General features: G+C 33.0%; 18 protein-coding genes and 1 pseudogene. 17 read left to right on the top strand and 2 right to left on the bottom strand.

Annotated features, from left to right (window positions below; genetic code table 11):
• Window positions 1–27: 27 nt before the first annotated feature.
• From C8E03_RS08615 to C8E03_RS08555, 13 genes are all read left to right on the top strand, one after another.
• On the top strand, window positions 28–213 hold the full coding sequence (locus C8E03_RS08615) for a helix-turn-helix domain-containing protein (protein WP_026893296.1): 186 nt from the start codon (window positions 28–30) through the stop codon (window positions 211–213).
• Between the two features lie 68 nt (window positions 214–281).
• Window positions 282–1,757 (top strand): type I restriction-modification system subunit M, encoded by a 1,476-nt coding sequence (locus C8E03_RS08610; protein ID WP_110290813.1) that lies wholly within the window; start codon window positions 282–284, stop codon window positions 1,755–1,757.
• Window positions 1,758–1,767: 10 nt separating this feature from the next.
• Complete coding sequence (locus C8E03_RS08605; protein WP_110290812.1) at window positions 1,768–2,886, top strand: restriction endonuclease subunit S; 1,119 nt, start codon at window positions 1,768–1,770, stop codon at window positions 2,884–2,886.
• A gap of 10 nt (window positions 2,887–2,896) precedes the next feature.
• Window positions 2,897–3,142 (top strand): DUF7662 domain-containing protein, encoded by a 246-nt coding sequence (locus tag C8E03_RS08600; protein WP_110290811.1) that lies wholly within the window; start codon window positions 2,897–2,899, stop codon window positions 3,140–3,142.
• A 202-nt stretch (window positions 3,143–3,344) separates the two neighbouring features.
• Window positions 3,345–3,911 carry a hypothetical protein gene (locus C8E03_RS08595; protein ID WP_146212313.1) on the top strand — a complete coding sequence of 189 codons (567 nt, stop codon included), beginning with the start codon at window positions 3,345–3,347 and terminating at the stop codon, window positions 3,909–3,911.
• Window positions 3,912–3,974: 63 nt separating this feature from the next.
• Window positions 3,975–4,865, top strand: a complete 891-nt coding sequence (locus C8E03_RS08590; protein WP_170122949.1) for a DUF4238 domain-containing protein — start codon at window positions 3,975–3,977, stop codon at window positions 4,863–4,865.
• Window positions 4,866–4,918: 53 nt separating this feature from the next.
• Window positions 4,919–8,287, top strand: a complete 3,369-nt coding sequence (locus tag C8E03_RS08585; RefSeq protein WP_110290808.1) for a DEAD/DEAH box helicase family protein — start codon at window positions 4,919–4,921, stop codon at window positions 8,285–8,287.
• Window positions 8,288–8,328: 41 nt separating this feature from the next.
• Window positions 8,329–9,732, top strand: a complete 1,404-nt coding sequence (locus C8E03_RS08580) for an Eco57I restriction-modification methylase domain-containing protein (protein ID WP_110290807.1) — start codon at window positions 8,329–8,331, stop codon at window positions 9,730–9,732.
• Window positions 9,733–9,749: 17 nt separating this feature from the next.
• Window positions 9,750–12,029 (top strand): ATP-binding protein, encoded by a 2,280-nt coding sequence (locus C8E03_RS08575; RefSeq protein WP_110290806.1) that lies wholly within the window; start codon window positions 9,750–9,752, stop codon window positions 12,027–12,029.
• A gap of 21 nt (window positions 12,030–12,050) precedes the next feature.
• Window positions 12,051–12,719, top strand: coding sequence for a response regulator (locus tag C8E03_RS08570; protein WP_110290805.1), 669 nt, complete (start codon window positions 12,051–12,053; stop codon window positions 12,717–12,719).
• 1 nt (window position 12,720) lies between these two features.
• Entirely contained in the window at window positions 12,721–13,326 is a 606-nt protein-coding gene (locus C8E03_RS08565; RefSeq protein ID WP_110290804.1) for an HNH endonuclease, read from the top strand.
• Window positions 13,327–13,374: 48 nt separating this feature from the next.
• On the top strand, window positions 13,375–14,760 hold the full coding sequence (locus tag C8E03_RS08560; RefSeq protein WP_110290803.1) for an ATP-binding protein: 1,386 nt from the start codon (window positions 13,375–13,377) through the stop codon (window positions 14,758–14,760).
• A gap of 79 nt (window positions 14,761–14,839) precedes the next feature.
• Window positions 14,840–16,465: a DUF6119 family protein gene (locus tag C8E03_RS08555; RefSeq protein ID WP_110290802.1), complete on the top strand. Its 1,626-nt coding sequence runs from the start codon at window positions 14,840–14,842 to the stop codon at window positions 16,463–16,465.
• A gap of 497 nt (window positions 16,466–16,962) precedes the next feature.
• Here the strand turns inward: C8E03_RS08555 and C8E03_RS08550 are convergent, their stop codons facing one another.
• Complete coding sequence (locus C8E03_RS08550) at window positions 16,963–17,508, bottom strand: helix-turn-helix domain-containing protein (protein ID WP_094378053.1); 546 nt, start codon at window positions 17,506–17,508, stop codon at window positions 16,963–16,965.
• A 178-nt stretch (window positions 17,509–17,686) separates the two neighbouring features.
• Here C8E03_RS08550 and C8E03_RS21940 point away from each other — a divergent pair, with 178 nt between their 5' ends.
• The 4 genes from C8E03_RS21940 (at window position 17,687) to C8E03_RS08535 (ending at window position 19,715) form a co-directional block, all read left to right on the top strand.
• Entirely contained in the window at window positions 17,687–17,851 is a 165-nt protein-coding gene (locus C8E03_RS21940; RefSeq protein ID WP_170122948.1) for a hypothetical protein, read from the top strand.
• Between the two features lie 244 nt (window positions 17,852–18,095).
• Window positions 18,096–18,629, top strand: coding sequence for a hypothetical protein (locus C8E03_RS08545; protein WP_110290801.1), 534 nt, complete (start codon window positions 18,096–18,098; stop codon window positions 18,627–18,629).
• A gap of 42 nt (window positions 18,630–18,671) precedes the next feature.
• Window positions 18,672–19,154: a tyrosine-type recombinase/integrase gene (locus tag C8E03_RS08540; protein WP_094378051.1), complete on the top strand. Its 483-nt coding sequence runs from the start codon at window positions 18,672–18,674 to the stop codon at window positions 19,152–19,154.
• 177 nt (window positions 19,155–19,331) lie between these two features.
• Window positions 19,332–19,715, top strand: coding sequence for a hypothetical protein (locus tag C8E03_RS08535; protein WP_146212312.1), 384 nt, complete (start codon window positions 19,332–19,334; stop codon window positions 19,713–19,715).
• A gap of 54 nt (window positions 19,716–19,769) precedes the next feature.
• Here the strand turns inward: C8E03_RS08535 and C8E03_RS22935 are convergent.
• Window positions 19,770–19,940 (bottom strand): annotated as a pseudogene (locus tag C8E03_RS22935) (hypothetical protein); the annotation flags it as partial.
• Between the last annotated feature and the right edge of the window lie 81 nt (window positions 19,941–20,021).

Here is a 20,021-nt window from a genome sequence, read left to right as displayed (position 1 = left end):
AAAGTTAGACAATTCGGAGGAAAATGTATGTCTGAAACAATGGAAAAATGGTCGAGTTTAGAAGAAACAGCAGAGTATCTGGGTGTAACAAAAGATACCATAAGAAACTGGATTAAAAAGGCAGATATACCAGCACATAAAGTGGGCAGGCTATGGAAATTTAAGTTATCAGAAGTAGATGCCTGGGTAAAAAGTGGCAAGGGTGCGCTGTAAGACCGGATTTTGGGACAGGTTATAAGAGAAAATTAAGATGACATTACTATATATTGGAGGATTCAACGTTGATAACAGGCGAAGTGAGAAATAAGATAGATAAAATATGGACAGACATGTGGGCAGGAGGAGTAACGAATCCTTTGACCGTAATTGAACAGATCACATATCTGATGTTCATTCGCTCTTTGGATGAAAAAGAATTAGAAAATGAAAGCTTTGAAGCACTAGCAGGAGAAAAGATGGAAAAAATCTTTCCTCAGGATGAAGATGGTCAATCCATGCGCTGGAGCAGATTCAAAGATAAAGATTCTAGAGAAATATTTGAAATTATTGCACAAAAGGTATTTCCATTTATTAAGAGTTTGAATGGTAATAATGCTTCTGCATTCTCAAGATATATGGAAAATGCAATGTTCATGATTCCTACACCACAAATTTTACAGAAGATCATTACTGGATTGGAAGATTTGTACGAGCATGATTTAACAGGTCTTGATATGCAGGGGGATCTATACGAATATATGCTGGACAAACTTGCTACTGCGGGACAGAATGGGCAGTTTCGTACACCAAAGCATATCAGAGAAATGATGGTGCAATTAGTAAATCCAACACCAGATGATACCATCTGTGATCCAGCTTGCGGAACAGCAGGATTTCTTGTATCGGCATCTGAATATATCAGAAAGAACTTTGAAGGAACTATGACAAGTGAGCAGTGGGAGCACTTTGACAAAGGTGCATTTTCAGGATTTGATACGGACACGACAATGCTTCGTATCTCTGCAATGAATCTGATGCTTCATTCCATTAGTAATCCTGATATTGATTACAAAGATAGTGTATCAAAACAGAATGAGATTATTTCAAAATATACGGTGTGCCTTGCAAATCCACCATTTGCTGGAACAGTAGATTCAGAGAGTATTAATGACAATCTAAAAGCAATCTGTAGCACCAAAAAGACAGAGCTTCTATTTGTAGCATTATTCCTTCGTATGCTAAAAAAGGGTGGAAGATGTGCATGTATCGTACCAGATGGAGTGTTATTTGGTAATTCAAAAGCGCATAAAGAGTTAAGAAGAGAACTTGTTGAAAATCAACATTTACAGGCGATTATATCTATGCCAAGTGGAGTGTTTAAGCCATATGCAGGAGTATCTACGGCTGTCTTGGTATTTACAAAGACAGATGATGGTGGAACAGATAAGGTCTGGTTCTATGATATGAAAGCAGACGGAAAGAGTCTGGATGATAAACGTCAGGATACGGATAAAAATGATATTCCTGATATTTTAGAACGCTGGAGTCACTTAGAACAAGAAACGGACAGACCAAAAACGGAACAATCCTTTTTTGTAACGAAGAAGGAGATTGAGGAAAATGGATATGATCTTTCGATTAATAAGTATAAAGAAGTAGTGTATGAAAAGGTAGAGTACGATTCATCAGAAGTGATTATGGAACGAATTGATAAAATTGATGAAGAAATTGTTGTACTGAAAGCGGAACTGAAAACATTATTAAATTTAGATTTGTAGGGATGAATAGATGAACGATATAAAAGTAAAATTAGAAGATGTTTGCGAAAGAGGTTCATCAAATCTAGCACAAAAAGATTTGGAAAATCTGACAGGTGACTATCCAGTTTATGGTGCGGGTGGTTATGTAAAAGACATTGATTTTTATCATCAAGAAAATGAATATATAGCTGTAGTAAAAGATGGGGCAGGTATTGGGAGAACAGTTTTCTTACCAGGAAAATCTTCGGTAATAGGAACATTGCAGTATCTGGTACCCAAAGATAATATAGTTCCAAAATATTTATATTATGCAGTTACTTCAATGAAATTGGAAAAATATTATACGGGTACAACTATTCCACATATTTATTTTAAAGATTATAAAAAAGAAGTTTTGCCACTTCCAAATAAAAACATTCAGTTAGAAATAGCAAGCATTTTAGAGAAAGCTGAAAAGATAATTAGCTATAGAAAGCAGCAACTAGAAGAGTTCGATGATCTCATCAAATCCCGATTTGTCGAGATGTTTGGGGAACCTGAACATAATATCAAAGGGTGGAAAATAGTAAAAATGGAAAAGCTCTGCAGAGTTAGTTCTAGTAAAAGAATTTATCAGAATGAGCAAAGCATGACAGGAATACCTTTTTTGAGAATTTCTGATTTGGTTAGTCGGATGGATACTGGGTCAAAAGAATGTGACCTGTATATTCCAAAAGATAGATTTGAAGAACTAAAAGAACTAGGATTGGTACCTAAGGCAGGAGATATTCTCGTTACAGCAAGAGGAACATTAGGTAGATGCTACATTATTGCAGAGGACGATGAGTTCTACTTTCAGGATGGAATGATTACTTGGTTATCTGAGTTTCAGGATGAAATTACACCATTGTATATTTCCAATCTTTTCGCAATGCCTGGTTTTAGAAAGCAGATTGATGGCTTACAAGCTGGGTCTACGGTGGCATACCTTTCCATCTCTATGACTAAGAAGTTGGACATAATGGTTCCGACAATAGATCTTCAAAACCAATTTGCCTCCTTCGTCCAAGTCATCGACAAATTGAAAGTTGAAGTGCAGAAATCATTGAGTGAAACACAAATTTTATTTGATACATTAATGCAAGATTATTTTGAAAAATTGAATTAAGGAGGGGGATATGGGTAGAGAATACAAATATTATGAACTTGAAAAGCATTTTTCAAAACAAAGTAGTAGTTTCTTACATTTATCTTTTAGTGAAATAGAGAAAATTATTGGATTTGAATTGCCAAAATCTGCATATGAATATTCTGCATATTGGCATCCAAGTGATACACATACAATATGTAAATCTTGGACAGATAATGGATATAAAATGATTCATGTAGAGCTTGGAAGTTATGTGGAATTTGAGAAGGAATAGCAAAAGTAATGCATTTGAAATTAAAATTCAAAAGAACAGAAGTGCAATGAAATGTAAGAGTATACCAAATAAAAAAGGGAATTGAGAGACATATACAGTAATCGAAAGAACAAGTTATAAAGAACAATAATGATTGATGAATTTGCTTGGAGAAGATTACATTGCTAGACATATGATTGATCAAGAAAATAAGCATAAAGTGATGGGGAGAAGTATGAAAAAGTATAAAACTGTAAATCAAGTACAAAAAGCTTTAGATATTAAAGATTGGAGAAATCTTAGCAAAGACAAAGTCGTTAAATTTGCAGCTATGATGCCAGACATAGATAATGAAGTACGTATAAAAATAATTGAGAACTTTCCAAATTTTTCAGAGTTTGTCGTTCAGGTACTTGGTGAGATGAAAGAAACTGTTGTTAGCACAATGGATCATAACTCAACTGACTATCAGGCAGCACTCAATATAATATCAGAATCACAGAAGATAATTGGTAGCCAGCTTGATAGAGATGATATTTCAGAAGAATTAAGAATTAAGTTATTGGATTACTTGATAGAGCTAACAAAGATGATTCCTAGTTTAGATAAAGAAAATAAGAAGTTTTTACTTAATATAAACAAGGATATGGTACATGGGGCATTGGCGATGATTGGTCTGGGAATTGTAGTTCTAGGAGGAAAAATAATAATAAATGGTCTTGGTAGTGAAGAAGATGAAGAGGAACTTACAGATGATATAATCGATGTAGACTGTGATGATAAAGTATAGCATGAAAGAATAGTAACACAAGTAATCTAACCACTCGTAGTAATTTTTCACGGAGGTTGTAAGTTGGAAAATAAAATAACGCGTCTACAACATTATGTACCACAATTTTATTTGCGAAATTTCACAGATGATGCAAACATGTTCTGGATTTATAATCGTTCAAAGAAAAATATCAATAGAAGTAAACCTAAAGATATTTGCCGTGAGGATTATTTGTATGAAACGGAATGGGAAAACGCAAATGAGAAATTAGGTAAGTATGTGATTCCAAATGGTATTGAAAAGGCATTTTCAATTCAAGAAGCAGAATATTCAAATGTATTAAAACAAATTTTCAAGGTGTGTGATATGCCATGCAATCAAAATGCTCTGATTTGTAGTTCACGGGAGAAGAGTATTCTATCGAGATTTGTTGCAAATATACTACTAAGGAATCCATGGAGTTTAAAACATTATTTGCAAGAAGATTGCCTGGATGATATGCAAGATAATGAAGAACTTGAATCTATCAAAGAAGTTTTAGACCTTCTTGGTTTTGGTGGTTTTGAATCGCTTTGCGAAGCAGCAAATAGAAAAGTTATTCTTGATGAAAAATTTGATGGAGGTATACCAGAAAGCTTGATTGAAGAAGTTGGAAACATGAATTTTTCTATTATAGGTACAAAGGGAACAAAATTTATCACGTCTGATTTTCCAGTGTTATATGAGACGTTTGATACAGATGAGGGAATTACTAAATTTTTGTGGATATATTTGCCGATTAGTTCAGAGTATGCGCTGATTTATAATGGATACAAAGCGAGCAGAAATTTTAGAAATAGATTAGTTATTTTAGATGATGAAAAAGCAAAGAAAATGAATCGTTTATACTTAAAGCAGGATAAAGAGCAATCAAACTTTATTATTGCAGAAATTAGAAGTGAACTTGAAATGTTAACAGAGGTATGTGAGTAGCGCTAGCTATAAAATGTGCTAGATGAAAATATATAAGTGTGCGGGGAGGATATATGTCGAACTTCGAATTCTTAACATCAAAAACAGAATATGAGCTTTTTGCAGCAGCGTGTGTTGAGGCGGAGAAAGTCTTGACATCATCACCTGCCATGAGTGCAGTGGGAGCCAGAAAAGCATTGGAACTTGCTGTGAAATGGGTATATTCGGCAGATACCTCAATTTCTATGCCGTACAAAGATAATCTACAATCATTGATTCATGAACCAAGTTTTCGTTTTGCACTTGATAGTAAAACGTGGGGCAAGATGCCATTTATCATAAAATTAGGCAATCTGTCTGTACATACGGATAAGAAAGTTTCAAAAAGTGATGCCGTTTTATCGTTACAAGGCTTGTTTGAATTTGTGGAATGGATTGATTACTGTTATGGAAATGATTATCAGGAACGTAGCTTTGATGAACAACTAATTCCAGGTGAAAAAGTCGCTGTTGATGTATCAAAAATAAAAGAGCAGGAGAGTTTACTTTCTGAAAAGGAAAGTGAAATCAAAGCCTTAAGAGAGAAAATTGAGGCGATGTCTGCCACCTATACTGCTGAAAAAGGGCAGCATAAAGAAGAAAGAACTTTTATTGCGAAAGATTTATCAGAGTTTAAGACGAGAAAAAGATACATCGATGTAGATTTGAAATTGTTAGGTTGGGATTTTGACCATGATGTAAAAGAAGAATTTGAAGTACAAAATATGGATGGAAAATCAGGTCAGATGGGATATGCTGACTATGTTTTGTTTGGCAAAGACGGGCTTCCTTTGGCTATTATTGAAGCAAAGAGGACAAGCAAAGACCCTAATATCGGAAGGCAGCAGGTTTTGCTTTATGCCAAGTCTTTAGAAGAACGTTATGGACGCCGTCCTATGATGTTTACGACGAATGGATTTGAAACCTATTTCTGGGATGATGAAAGCTATCCCCAAAGAAAAGTCAGCAGTATTTTTTCTAAAAACGATTTACAAAAGTTGATGAATCGAAGACAAGAGCGTAAAGATTTATCAACGATTCGCATTGATGATAAAATTACCGATCGCTATTACCAGAAAGAAGCAATCAGAGCAGTATGTGACAGTTTGGTGCAGGGGCATAGAAAAAACCTTCTCGTGATGGCCACTGGTACAGGCAAGACCCGAACGGCTTCCAGTCTGACGGATGTATTGTCAAGAGGGGGCTATGTTACCAATGTTTTATTTCTTGCCGACAGAACTGCATTAGTAAAACAGGCAAAAGATGATTTTAAAAATTATCTTCCAGATATGAGTCTTTGTAATTTGCTGTCAAATAAGGATGACAAGAATTCAAGAATCATTTTTTCTACCTATCCAACTATGTTAAATGCCATTGATTCAGAAAAGACAGAGGATGGACAGAGATTATTTTCTCCATCTCATTTTGACTTGATCATTGTGGATGAAGCACATAGAAGTATTTTTAAGAAATATCGTACCATTTTTGAATACTTTGATTCCATTGTTGTAGGATTAACTGCTACGCCAAAAACAGATGTCGATAGAAACACCTATGACTTTTTTGAAATGGAACATGGGGTTCCAACCTATGCATATGACTATGAAACTGCCGTGAATCATGATCATGTTCTGGTTCCATATTTTAACATTGAAACTTCAACGAAATTCCTGGAGGAAGGAATTGCCTACGAAGAGTTGGATGAAAAAGATAAAGAACGTTACGAAGATGATTTTGGAGATGATGAAGGAAATATGCCAGAATTTGTGCCTTCACCAACCATGAATAAATTTGTATTTAATGAAAAAACAGTAGATTTGGTGTTACAGGATTTGATGGAAAATGGAATCAAGGTTGAGGGCGGAGATCGAATTGGAAAAACAATCATTTTTGCTCAGAACAAGACTCACGCTGAATTTATTTTAGAACGATTCAATAAACTATATCCAAAGCTGAAAGGTGGATTTGCAAAGCGAATTACTTGCGAAGATACCTATGCTCAGTCTGTCATCGATGAATTCAAGATTGCAAATAAGCCACCATATATAGCAGTTTCTGTCGATATGATGGATACCGGTATCGATGTACCGGAAGTAGTCAATCTTGTATTCTTTAAGAAAGTGCGCTCAAAAACAAAGTTCTGGCAAATGATAGGACGTGGAACCAGGCTGTGCAAAGAACAGACATTTGTTGACAGACAGGATGGAGAGTATACAGATAAAAAGAGATTTTATATCTTCGATTACTGCGGAAACTTTGAGTACTTTCGTGAAAATAAAGAAGGTATTGAAGGAAAAGATACAGAAAGCTTGAGCGAAAAGATTTTTAGCAAAAGAGTCCGATTAATTCAAAATCTTCAGTCGGCAGATTTCTTAGGAACGGAATACCAGAACTGGAGAAATGAGCTTGTAATTACGGTGCTACAGCAAGTACAGTCACTCAACAAAGAACTGGTTGCAGTACACATGCAGCTTCGCCATGTGGAAAAATTCGAAAAGCAAGAAGCATTTACCTGTATCGCTGAACAGGATTATCATGATTTGTCTCGACATGTAGCACCATTGGTAACGATGGATGATAAAGATGAGTATGCAAAGCGATTTGATAATCTGATGTATGGTTTAATGATTGCGCAGATGGAGATGTTGCCTGGATTTAAGAAAGCAAAAAATCAGGTCTGCACATTGATGGGAGCATTAGAACAAAAAGCTATTATTCCTAAGATTAAAGAAAAACTTTCTTTGATTCAGACTGTAACAACAGATGAATTCTGGGCTTCTGGTGATATTTTGCTTTTTGAAAAAATCCGTGTAGAATTAAGAGATTTGATTAAACTTACGGTGGATGAGGGCACTGGTAAACGCCCAATTATGACAAGTCTTGCAGATCCGGTTCTATCTCGAAAGGAAGGCGACATATTAGATGCAGCATATGATTTTGAAGATTACCGATTAAAAGTGAATCGATACATAGAACAGCATAAAGATCATATTGCAATCTGGAAGCTTCGTAATAATGTAAAACTGGAATTGGGAGACTATCAGGCACTCGAAAGCATCTTTACGAAAGAACTTGGCGATGAAGAAGATTACAAAAGAGAGTTCGGAGATACACCATTTGGTCTTCTTATCCGTAAGATTGCAAAACTAGAGCATGAAGCTGCGATGAAAGCATTTTCTAAGTTTATCAATGATGAATCACTGAACCAACAGCAGATCGTTTTTGTGAAAAAGATTGTGGATTATGTGGAGCAGAACGGATATATAGAAAATATAACGGAACTGATGAAACCGCCGTTTGATAAGCCAATGAGTTTTGTGAAGCTGTTTGATAGTAAGAGACAGGCAGAAATTGTGAAGTTGGTGAATGAGATTAAGGAAAATGCTGTGGAAGTGGCTGGGTAAATTCCTGACGAAAAATTAAATTAGAAACCTTGAGGTAACATATGAACGAGAAGTGTCAAGTATTCACACCGGAAAATTATGTTGAGAAGCTGTTAGATTGTGTTGGATATAATGAGCAATTATACGGGAAAAAGGTATTGGAAAATTCCTGTGGAGATGGGAAAATACTTGTAAGTATAGTTGGTAGGTATATATTGGATTGTAAAAATAATAAAATCCCTAATTCTAAAATAAAATATGGATTAGAGCAAGATATATACGGAATAGAATTGGATAAAAAGCATTATAAAAAATGTCTTAAAAACTTGAAGCGAGTTACTGAAAAAGAAGGAATTACTAATGTTAAGTGGAAAATTTTTAATGTAGACTATTTAAAGTGGAATACAAGTATAAACTTTGAGTATATAGTTGGGAATCCACCATACTTAACCTATAGTGACATGGAAGAATCTGATAGAATTTTTGTAAAGGATAATTTCACAACATGTAAAGAAGGCAAATTTGACTATTGCTATGCTTTTATAGAAAAGAGCATACTAAGTTTGCAAAACAATGGAAAGATGGCATATTTGATTCCTAGTAGTATTTTTAAAACTGTATTTGGAGAAAACTTGCGAAATATGATGAAAAATTATATTTCGGAAATCATAGATTATACAGAAGAAAAAATTTTTGATAATGCCCTAGTTAAATCTGCTATTATGGTGATAGAGAAAAATAGAACATTAAATCAATTAAATTATACAGATGTAGTTAATAACAATTCGATAAAAATAGATATTGATAAACTAATTGATAAATGGTTCTTTAGTAATAATTTTAATATAGGAAAGAGAGAATTTGGAGATTACTTTCAAGTTTCACATGTTGTAGCAACACTATTGAATGAGGCTTACGTAATAAAAAAATGGGAAGTTGAAGGAAATTATATAATATGTGAGGGATATTACATTGAACAAAAAGTAGTACGAGAAACGGCAACACCACGGTCGCGTAAGTACGACAAAAAGGAGTTGATTATTTTTCCATATTATTATGAGAATGGAAATTTAAATAGGTATTCAACAATTGATTTCGAGATGAAATTTCCTGGAGCTACATCATATTTGAATAAAAACAGAGAAAAGTTAGATAAGCGTAAAAAAGATGAAAATGCGAATTGGTTTGAATATGGTAGATCGCAAGCACTAGTTGGATTGGATAAAGAAAAATTGTTAGTGTCAACTATAATTACAGAGAAAGTTAATCTGTATAAGCTAAATCGTGAATGCATTCCATACGCAGGAATGTATATTACACCAAAAAACGATGAGATGTCGTTGCAAAATGCAGTTGATATTTTGCGGAGTGATAAATTTGTGGAATATGTAAATGCGGTAGGTATTCACATAAGCGGAAAATCTTTGAGAATAACTTCTAAGGATATTATGAAATATAAATTTTGAGTTGGAGGTAAATATATATGGCAAAAATGAAATATAAAATTTCTTCAAGAGCAACTATTTTACTTGGGCGCGAAAGTGTATCAAAAGTAGAAGGTGCACTAATTGAATTGATAAAGAATACTTATGATGCGGATGCAACACTATGCTATGTGTATTTTGAGACCTCAGAAAATGCATTATATATTATAGATGATGGTACAGGGATGACAAAATCAGTTATTGAAGATAACTGGATGATGATTGGAACAGCAAATAAACGTGATGAATACATATCGGAAAAAGATAGAATTAAATCGGGAGAAAAGGGTATTGGAAGATTTGCGCTAGATCGCTTGGGTAGTCTTTGCGAAATGTATACAAAAAATGCAAATGATAAATTTATAAAGTGGTCAACAAATTGGAATAGTTTTGAAGAGGCAGGAAAAACTTTAGATGAGATAGAAGCTGATTTTGACTATTTAAATACTAATATATATGCGATACTTCCAGAGTGCGTCAAGCGAGAAATTAAACTCCTTGAAAAAAAGTTGAATGAAGATAGAGGAGAAGAAAATGAAGTTAGTTTTATTTTTAAAACTGGAACAGTTTTAAAAATATCTGGTCTTAGAGATGATTGGAAAGAAACTACAATTAATAATCTTATAAATTCGTTGGGTTTCTTAATTCCGCCAGAAGAGCAGGATGAGTTTTATATAAGTATTCAAAAATCAAAAGATTCAGGATTTGAGCTTATTGAAAATAATTTATCGGAAGAATTTGATTATAAAATCAATGCTAACTTCGATGGAAGTAAGTTTGAAATAACTATGGAGAGAAATGAGTTTGATTTATCTAGGATGCCGGACGATGTATTTAGAGAAGAAAGATTTCTAAGATATCCATATAGAAAAGAAGATTTTGAGAAAAAAGTCTTTACATTTAATTACCCTATATCACAACTGTTTAGTACGGATGACGAAGAGCTGATTGCTAAGATTAAGGAAATTGGTGAATTTAAATTTAAATATATTTTTATGAAATTGAGTATGCAAGGAGAATCACAAGATGTATATTTTTACAAAACTATTAGTAAAACTAGGAAGAATTGGCTTGATGAACATGGTGGAGTGAAAATATATAGAGACAATTTTTTGGTTCGACCATATGGTGATGTTAATTCTGATTCATATGATTGGTTAGGATTAGAAGCAAGATATAATTCCAATCCCGTTGCTGTTTCTAGTAAATCAGAAGCTTGGAGTGTTAGGAATGCACAAGGTCAAGGTACAATATTTATTTCTAGAATAACAAATGGATCGATTATTGATAAATCCAGTCGAGAAGGTTTGATTGAAAATGAAAGTTTCAAATTGTTTAAAGAGACAATAATCAAAATAATCTCAGTATTTGAACATGATAGAGCCTATATAGCAAGAACATTAAAACAATATGATGATCGTATCAATGAAAAGGAGAAAACTAAACGAGAAGGAACTGCTTTAGCACAAAATATACTTAAGAATAAAAAAGATAATAAATCAGCTAAAAGTAAACTTGAAAGTTTAGCCAAAACTGTTAAATATTACGAAGAGGAAAGAGATGAGCTGATAACAGAATTGAAATTGTTGCGCTCATTAGCTACAAATGGATTAATTACCTCATCAATTGTTCATGATTTAAAGAGTATTAATGCAATATTGGTAACAAGAGTTGATTCAATGCGTTTGGCTTTTGAAAATAATAATTTATACTTAATTGAAAGAAATCTAAATGATTTATATAAGAATGATACCTTCTTAAAATCATGGATTTCGGTAATTTCAAATCAGAGTAAGAAGGATAAGAGAAGAAGGCTTAAAAAGGACTTGTACGTAACAATTAAAAATATAGTTGATATATTAGACCCAATTCTTAAACAAAAAAAAGTTGAATTGCTTGTTAATACAGACAATAAAGCTACTTCAAGAAGAATTTTTGAATCAGATTATGAAAGTATAATGTATAATCTAATCATAAATTCTATTGAAGCTTTTAGTAAGTCTGATACTAAAAATAGAGAAATCGTTATTGATTTAAAAACGGAGGATAAATTTATTATTATATTCACAGATAATGGAAAAGGAATAGGTTCTTATTTTAAAGATCCTTATGATATTTTTAAATTTGGTACGACAAGTAAATATGATCAAGAAGGAAACGTTATAGGAACTGGTTTGGGAATGTATATAGTAGCATCCACAATAAGAGAATATAATGGAGATTATAGGTTACTAGAAGTAAATAATGGATTCAGTATGGAAATGAAATTTCCGATTTAATATCTGTAGAGAGGAATTGTAATGAAAAAGAAAATAAAAATTGGAATATTGGATGATGACACTAGTAAAGTAACACAAATAATTACACAATTACTTTATGGAATGCAGGAAGCGTCAAAAACAAAAATAGATAAATACCGTGAGTATGAATTTGAACCTTATGAAATATCAATTGATTTGGACATTGATGAAATGATAGATTTTATTAGAAAAAACAAAATAGAATGCGTATTAGTAGATTATAATTTATCATCATATGCAAATATTAGTTTTACAGGAGTACAATTTGCAAAATGCTTAGAATCAACGCTGCTTGATTTTCCAGTTTTTATATTAACAGCATATGAAGATGAGTTATATGAACAGGAAGTTTTTAATGCTTATCAGGTTTTCGATTTTACCAGATATCTTTCTGAAAGCGAAGAAAGAATTGAACTCAATTATAAAATAATAGAACAAGTTTTAAAATATTATAAACAAATTGAAAGTTGGAAGGGGGAATTGAAAAGACTATTACCGGCTTCGGGCAAATCAAGCGAAATTGATGACAGGATATTATATTTGGATACTATGATAGAAAAAAGTATTGATGCTGAAAAAGCTTTACCTGATAGAATAAAGAGAGAACTGCAAGTAGACAGAGTAGATGAGTTAATGAAAAAAATTGATAAATTACTAGAAGAGGATTGAAATGGTTGAAATAAAAAAGATAAGACCTAGTAGAACTTATACTGGTGAGATATGGAGAACGAATAAATCAAATAAAAAGCGATTGGTAAAAGATTTTAATGGTAGATGTGCATATTGTGATGATTTTCATTTGTATTCAGGAGGGTACAATAGTTATCATGTAGAACATTTTGCACCGAAGGAGCATTTCCCTAATCTTAAATATACTTATGATAATTTGTTGTATTCTTGTCCTTACTGTAATATTTCAAAGTCAGATAAGTGGCCAAGCAGTGACGCCAAAATAAACATTATCGATGATATTGGTTTTTTAGACCCATGCGAAGATGATTACTATAATCATCTAAAAAGAAAAGAGTCAGGCGAAATTGTACCTGAAACAAAGTTGGGGGAATATATTTATTTTGAGCTTCAGCTTTATTTAAAAAGACACTGCCTGATTTATAACTTAGATCGTATTAGAATAAAACAATTAGAGTTGAAAAAAGAGATTACGAAAAGAGAAAGTGATGGAAAAAATGTTGATAAATTGAATACAGCATATTCAGAATTATGTGTATTATTTTGCGAGTATTTCGACTTATTTGCGTTGGATTGTGAAGAGTAGTTTTCATACATATTTTTATTAAACTGTTTTAAGAGAGGAGGAGAATGAGTGCCAGAACATCAAACAATAGAATGGAAAGAGTCATGGCAAGATGAATATTTAAAATGGATCTGCGGTTATGCCAATGCATATGGTGGGATCTTATATATTGGTAAAGATGATGACGGCAACATTGTCGGAATAAAGAATTCAAGGCAACTTCTTGAAAAATTACCAAACAAGATTACAGACATGATGGGAATTATCGTTGATGTAAATCTAAAATTTGAAGGAAAGCTGGAATATCTTGAAATTATTGTGGACAAGTATCCTTCTTTAATTAGTTTTCGTGGAAAATACTATTATAGATCAGGAAGTACCATGCGAGAGATTACTGGTAAAGAACTTGATAAAGCTATGCTTAAGTTACAGGGGAAAACATGGGATGGCGTCCCTTTGCCAAGAATTAAGATAGAAGATTTGAAGCAGGATGCGATTAAGTTATTTAAGAAAAAGGCTGTAGAAAGAGGCAGATTAACAGAAGAAGCCGTACGGGTCAGCGATATCATACTGATGGAAGATTTACATTTAGTGGATGAAGATGACCATTTGTTACGAGCAGCTATGTTGGCTTTTTATGAAGATCCAGAAAAATGGGTAACGGGCTCTTATATTAAGATTGGATATTTTGGTAAATCAGATTCAGATTTATTGTATCAGGATGAAGTACATGGTCCATTGATTGAGCAAGTGGATAAGACGGTGGATTTGATTTATACAAAGTATTTGAAAGCTTTGATTGATTACAAAGGAATCCAGAGAGTGGAGCAGTATATGTTTCACAGAGATGCGTTCAGAGAAATTTTATTAAATGCAATTGTTCATAAAGATTATAGCGGATGCAATCCGATTCAGATCAGTGTTTATGAAGACAAAATGTATATCTGGAACGATGGTGCTATGCCAACCAACTTAACTTCTACCGAAAAATTATTTCAAAAACATTCTTCGAAGCCATACAATCCGAAGCTGGCAGATATCTTTTTTAAGAGCGGCATGATTGAAGCCTGGGGGCGTGGATTTGATAAAATCAAAGAAGCATGTGAAAAGTATGATGGTCCATTACCAGAATATGATATCAGCGAAGATGGAATTATGGTGCTTTGTAAAGCGTGTGATAAATACTTGAAGTTATTACATGGTAATTCAGAAGAAAATAATTCGCTCACTTCAAATGAGCGAATTATGAGCGAATTAATGAGCGGAAAAATGAAGGAGCCATTAAAAAAAATATTAGAATATTTAAAAGATAATACAGAAATCACAAATTCAATTGGACAGGAATTAACAGGAAAATCAACTGCACAGGTAAGAAGATATTTAAATGCACTTTGTGACGTTGGTATTATTAAAAGTAACAAAGGAACAAAAGGCAATGTGTATTTAAAGCAATAGAGCATTCGCTCATTTGAAATGAGCGAATGATTGAATAGGAGAATATAAACTATGGTTAATTGGAGGTGGGTTTTATAATATGGGGCAGATAAATCTATATAAGATTGATGGCGATAAAAAAACAGAGTTCTTTGATAGATTAAATGAAAAGTTTGAATGTGTCGGTTGTGAAGAATATACTGGTATTAGTAATGATGAAGTTAGCTACGAGGTTGGAACGTATATTAATATTCCAGAAGAAAAAGGGAAACTTAGTTGGCAATGGATTTTAGATATATATGATTATGCTAAAATTGAAATAGCATCAAATCCGAAAGCAGTTTTAGTTGTTGAAGACAAGGAATGTGTTTATGCGATTACATATGGAATGTCATTTTTTGTTGTAGATAAGTACTGTGACGTAAATTTTGCATTTGATTTTGCAAGGCGTATTAAGTTGAAGCAAATAAACACAACTACATTAACAGCCCCAAATGCCCAACGTAATAAATTAATCAATGTTTATGTAAATTATAATGAGCTAGAGTTTGATAGTGGAGAATCATTCGCAAAAATAAAGGCTAAAGCAGATTTGGAACAAGAATTTACAGTTCATGGAGAGACTGTAGAGATTGGGCATTCAATAAAAACAAATATCTTAGAAGATAGCATTGATAGTATATTAAGAATGATTGAGTACGTGAAAGATGTGGCTGAAAAGGAAGAATTACATAAAATTCCAGTGTTTTCAAAAGTAAGAGATAAGCAGATTTTAGAAGAATTAGACAATGAACTTAAAGAAAGAATTGATGAAGACATTGAATGTATAAATATATCTGAACTTGATATTATTGGTGCTACTGAAATATTTAATAATAACGATGCCACATTCACGTTGAAATATAAATATGGTAAGCAAAAAGAAATAGAAGAACTTTCAAAAAATAATATTCTGCAATTTATTGAGGAAAACAATTTAAAAGTTAAGGATGACTTTTTAGATATTAAAGTGATAAGTAATAAAAATAATAACCCAGTTTGCACAGAAACTATTAGAAAGATGATAGACTATACAAATGATACAAAAAGATGTTTGCTGCTTAAGGGAGATTGGTTTTTATTTAATGATGACTATGTTCAATATTTGAAGGATTCGATTTTAGAAATTCCTATTAAATATAATCCAGAGTATGATTTTTCAACTGTGCAGAAGGATGAATATGTTAGCAGGAAATATGAAATTGAAAAATCTTTGCCAGTATATAAAGATTTAGACGAAGCGGCAATCAAAAAGAAAATGAAGGATAAATATTATGCAGAACGTGTATTTAACTGCGTTATGGAAGAAGAACATGGATTTCAAAACTATGATCGCTGTGAAGAAAAAATAGGTGGCGAAAAAATAGAGCTCATGGATCTTTATAAAGATAAAACTATGTTTGCGGTGAAAATAGGAAATGCTTCGTCGAAATTGAGTTATGCGGTAGATCAATCAATCAGCTCCACTAAAGCATATAAGCACAAAATGTTAGAGAATATGCCTGAAATTGAAAATGTTGCTGTTTGGATAATTCTAAAGAACCGAGAACATTTGCCAATTTTAAATAAGCAGCCTGATTTGACACAACTTCATATGATAATGCTGAAGAATAGACTTGATACGTGGAAAAAAGAAATTAGATTATTAGGTTACAAGCCGGTAATATACATCAATTATTGGGATTAGTTCTCAGCAATTTTGACGATAAGTAGAGGTGTGAGAATAAAAGAAATTCGAACCTTTATGACCAATGGAATTGAAATAAGTAAAAAAACTTGCTACCGGTACTAAGTATTGGTACCATCACAAATTTTTATTTGCATTTTCAACCAATCAATTTTATAATTATACCAATGGAACTGCAAACCACTGTCACATTATTTTTAGATTAGAAAAGACTGGATTGCAAGCCATTGGATACCATGAGAATGACGCGAAAATGCCTTGGTACTGGATTGGTACTAAAAAGTGTTTAAACGATATGGAATGGGTAAGAAAATTGAAACATACTATACAAATATGTATAGAAAAAGAATGAGATATACGAAAAAGTACAAAGAACTTTGCGAGTTTGAGTAGGTAATAGAAAGCCTACAACCCAGTATTTATTAGGGTTGTAGGCTTTTTTTATGCGTTGTGCTTGCAAAATGCTTGTAAATTTAGGTATCAGGTAGGTATCAATACTAATTGTTAGTTGGATATATTCGAACTGAAATTCCCTTACTATTATCAATCATTCTTGGACTATCAATGATTCTTAAATGAATTTCTTGTTCTATTTCATCGGCACGCTTAAGAAGATACTCTTTTGCCTGTTCATCTGGAGAGTTTTTTGCATCATTTCTAAGTTTATTAATTACTTCCTGTTTATCTGCCCATTCTTTGATAAAAATTTTCAAAACATCAGATTTAAATTGTAGTGTAATACTATTTTTAATGTATTTTCCGCTGGCATCTTTTTCACCACAGAATTCAACTCCACCTATTTTGGCTATTTCAAATAAATAAGGTGCTATATCATCTATAGATTTAATATCTATATCAATTAGGGCATGAATACTTATTTGTAGGGCATTTGCTATCTTTTGCACTTGTTCTGGCTTTGGGTTTCGTGTATTGTTTTCATACTTTCTTAAAGTATTAATTGAAACATCTGATAACTCGGCAAGGGCAGTTTGACTAAGTCCGCGTATTTCTCTATAGAATTGAATTTTTTCACCAATTGTCACTTTATAACATCCTTTTCATTTTATATAACTTATATATATATTATAACACATATTGTACTATATATGCCAAATGAAATATAAGAAATAAAAATAATTGTTGAAATAGAATAGAATATGGTACTACATGTACCATATTATCAAAAATAAAGAAAAATAATACATGAAAGGAGAAATTGCTATGAAACAAAGAATGTATGTTGATGTAAATGAAGTATGTGAGGACTGGGGAGTATCTAGAGCACAAGGTTATAAGATTATTAAATCCTTAAATCAGCAAATGTTGAAAAGCAATCCAAATTTGATAGTTTTAGCAGGAAAAGCTAACAGAAAGTTTTATGAATAAAATTGTTATGGACTTTCTAAAAATGCATGAAAAAGCTCTTCCTCGGCAAAGGAAGAGCCAAAAGACAATCATGAATAATATGATATGTCCTAACAATTATAAAATATCATATTATCCGTTTAAGTACAAGGAGAATAAGAATGGCTGAAAGAAGAATGTTTGCAAAAAAAATTGTGGAAAGTGCTAAATTTCTGAAAATGCCGTCTTCATCACAAAATCAAATGAAGATGACTTAAAAATACTTTTGGGAAAAGGTTTTATTGATGTTTTGAATGAAGATTTAGTGTCATTCATAGTAGACTGGCGTGAAAATAATTGTTTACGTCCAGATAGAAAGGCAGATAGCATTTATAGGGAGTTACTGTTAAAAATGAGACCAGATGAAAAGCTAGTAGAGAAAAAGCAACGTTCAGATTTAAAAGAAAAATTACCACAAATCGTAGATAAAAAATCTGTACAGTCCATGGACGGTCAATGGACGGCAGAGTATAGTGTAGTAGAGAATAGTATAGAAAAGTATAGTATAGAAGAGTGTAAAGCTACTCTCGAAAAAGAAAAGCTTACACAAAAAGAATATAATGAGTTACTTCAAAAATACAACAAAGATTTAGTAGATGATGTAATACAAAGAATTATAGAACACCCTTATGTTAAATTGAAAAATGGTGTATTGAGAGTGGAAAACGTATTAAGCCAACATCAAGTAATAAAAAAAACAGTTTTAATAATTGCATGCAACGAAACTATAACTATGTGGAACTGGAAAGGGAACTATTAAGTCTAAGTAATCCAGAAGTTAAAGGTGAAAGGTGGAAAGATAATGTCAGCTAGCAAAGACTCCAAAAGAGGAACGTGGAAAGTATATTGCTACTATACCGATTGGCAAGGAAACAGAAAACCAAAAACAAAAAGAGGTTTTGTAACGAAGAAAGAAGCACTTGAATGGGAACGAGAATTTTTACAGAAATATACAAAAGATATAAATATGAGCTTTGAAGCTTTTGTTGCTATCTATTTGCAGGATAAAAAACCGAGATTAAAATACAATACATATTTGACTAAAAAACATATTATTGAATCGAAAATCTTGCCCTATTTCGGAAAACTTAATTTAAGTTCGATTAAATCATCGGATGTATTACAATGGCAAAATCAATTATTAGAGTTTAGAGATAAAGAGGGACAAAGCTATTCAGACACTTATATGAGAACGGTACAGATGGCTGTATCGGTGAGAGTACGGGTGGAACCTTTGTCAGAGCGTACCTTTGGCATCAGACCATCCATTCCGCCTTTTTTATAATACTCTACCCATTTTTCCAAGGTACCGGGCTGATAGTGGAAGAGGGAACCGTCGGGAAGAGTGAGGGGTTTTTTTGTTACCCTGCGGTAATAAGCAGATGCGGAAGTATCCGAATAAGTGCCCTGGATTACCGGTGCAATCAGTGCGAACCGGAAATGGGCGGTCTCAAGTAGTGATATGTTAGATTTTGACATAAACTGTCCTCCTTTTCGTGATAAGGAAATAATAAACGAAAAGCAGATGCCGTACCATTCCGAAATTATGTGGGAGGCAGTGGGAAAAAACAGCAGAGTTTCATGGCAGGCGGGAACGTGCCGTAATCCGAAATGGCTGAAGAAAGGATACCTTTGCAAGATGGAAAAAATCTTCGAGAAAGGAATCGGAATCAAAAAGAAGGGAAAGAAAATCAAATGGAGATGTAGATGCATGTTTAAGGATTCCAAGCCACAAGATTTTTTGCTGCTGAAACAGACGAATCCAAGCATAAAGAGTGGAGACAGCAATGGAAAAACGCTCACAAAGCTGTCGGATGGTAAGGGAATGCAGGAAATACAGCCGTAAAACTTTCAAAATAAAGAAAAGACTGTAGGAGCCATAAGGGATAAGATATGCCGGAAGGAAGGCGTGGGTGTGGTGACAGGAGGAGCAGATGAGTCTGAGAACGGTAAGATTAAGGACAACAGGAATACCATGCTTAAGAATAATAAGATCCCGTTCGTAAACGGCATGCAGAAAACAGCAGTGTCGTGCACCACAGAAGGGACAGGATTGTTCCTGCGGTTTCATGGAAGAAACTGACTCGGTAAAGAGTTCTGAATCAGATTTTTTTATAAATTTAAGGTTGCAAAAAAGTTCAAAATTTCTTAT

This window comes from Lachnotalea glycerini (assembly GCF_003201285.1).
GTDB classification, from domain to species: Bacteria; Bacillota; Clostridia; order Lachnospirales; family Lachnospiraceae; genus Lachnotalea; species Lachnotalea glycerini.
Note: the sequence above shows the minus strand (reverse complement) of the source record. Positions and strands in the feature narration are given on the sequence as shown.

What these genes read in the sequence shown, in the direction of transcription:
- C8E03_RS08615 (WP_026893296.1), top strand. Translation starts at nt 28, where the DNA reads ATGTCTGAAACAATGGAAAAATGGTCGAGTTTAGAAGAAACAGCAGAG.
- C8E03_RS08605 (WP_110290812.1), top strand. Translation starts at nt 1,768, where the DNA reads ATGAACGATATAAAAGTAAAATTAGAAGATGTTTGCGAAAGAGGTTCA.
- C8E03_RS08600 (WP_110290811.1), top strand. Translation starts at nt 2,897, where the DNA reads ATGGGTAGAGAATACAAATATTATGAACTTGAAAAGCATTTTTCAAAA.
- C8E03_RS08595 (WP_146212313.1), top strand. Translation starts at nt 3,345, where the DNA reads ATGGGGAGAAGTATGAAAAAGTATAAAACTGTAAATCAAGTACAAAAA.
- C8E03_RS08585 (WP_110290808.1), top strand. Translation starts at nt 4,919, where the DNA reads ATGTCGAACTTCGAATTCTTAACATCAAAAACAGAATATGAGCTTTTT.
- C8E03_RS08580 (WP_110290807.1), top strand. Translation starts at nt 8,329, where the DNA reads ATGAACGAGAAGTGTCAAGTATTCACACCGGAAAATTATGTTGAGAAG.
- C8E03_RS08575 (WP_110290806.1), top strand. Translation starts at nt 9,750, where the DNA reads ATGGCAAAAATGAAATATAAAATTTCTTCAAGAGCAACTATTTTACTT.
- C8E03_RS08570 (WP_110290805.1), top strand. Translation starts at nt 12,051, where the DNA reads ATGAAAAAGAAAATAAAAATTGGAATATTGGATGATGACACTAGTAAA.
- C8E03_RS08565 (WP_110290804.1), top strand. Translation starts at nt 12,721, where the DNA reads ATGGTTGAAATAAAAAAGATAAGACCTAGTAGAACTTATACTGGTGAG.
- C8E03_RS08555 (WP_110290802.1), top strand. Translation starts at nt 14,840, where the DNA reads ATGGGGCAGATAAATCTATATAAGATTGATGGCGATAAAAAAACAGAG.
- C8E03_RS21940 (WP_170122948.1), top strand. Translation starts at nt 17,687, where the DNA reads ATGAAACAAAGAATGTATGTTGATGTAAATGAAGTATGTGAGGACTGG.
- C8E03_RS08540 (WP_094378051.1), top strand. Translation starts at nt 18,672, where the DNA reads ATGTCAGCTAGCAAAGACTCCAAAAGAGGAACGTGGAAAGTATATTGC.
- C8E03_RS08535 (WP_146212312.1), top strand. Translation starts at nt 19,332, where the DNA reads ATGTTAGATTTTGACATAAACTGTCCTCCTTTTCGTGATAAGGAAATA.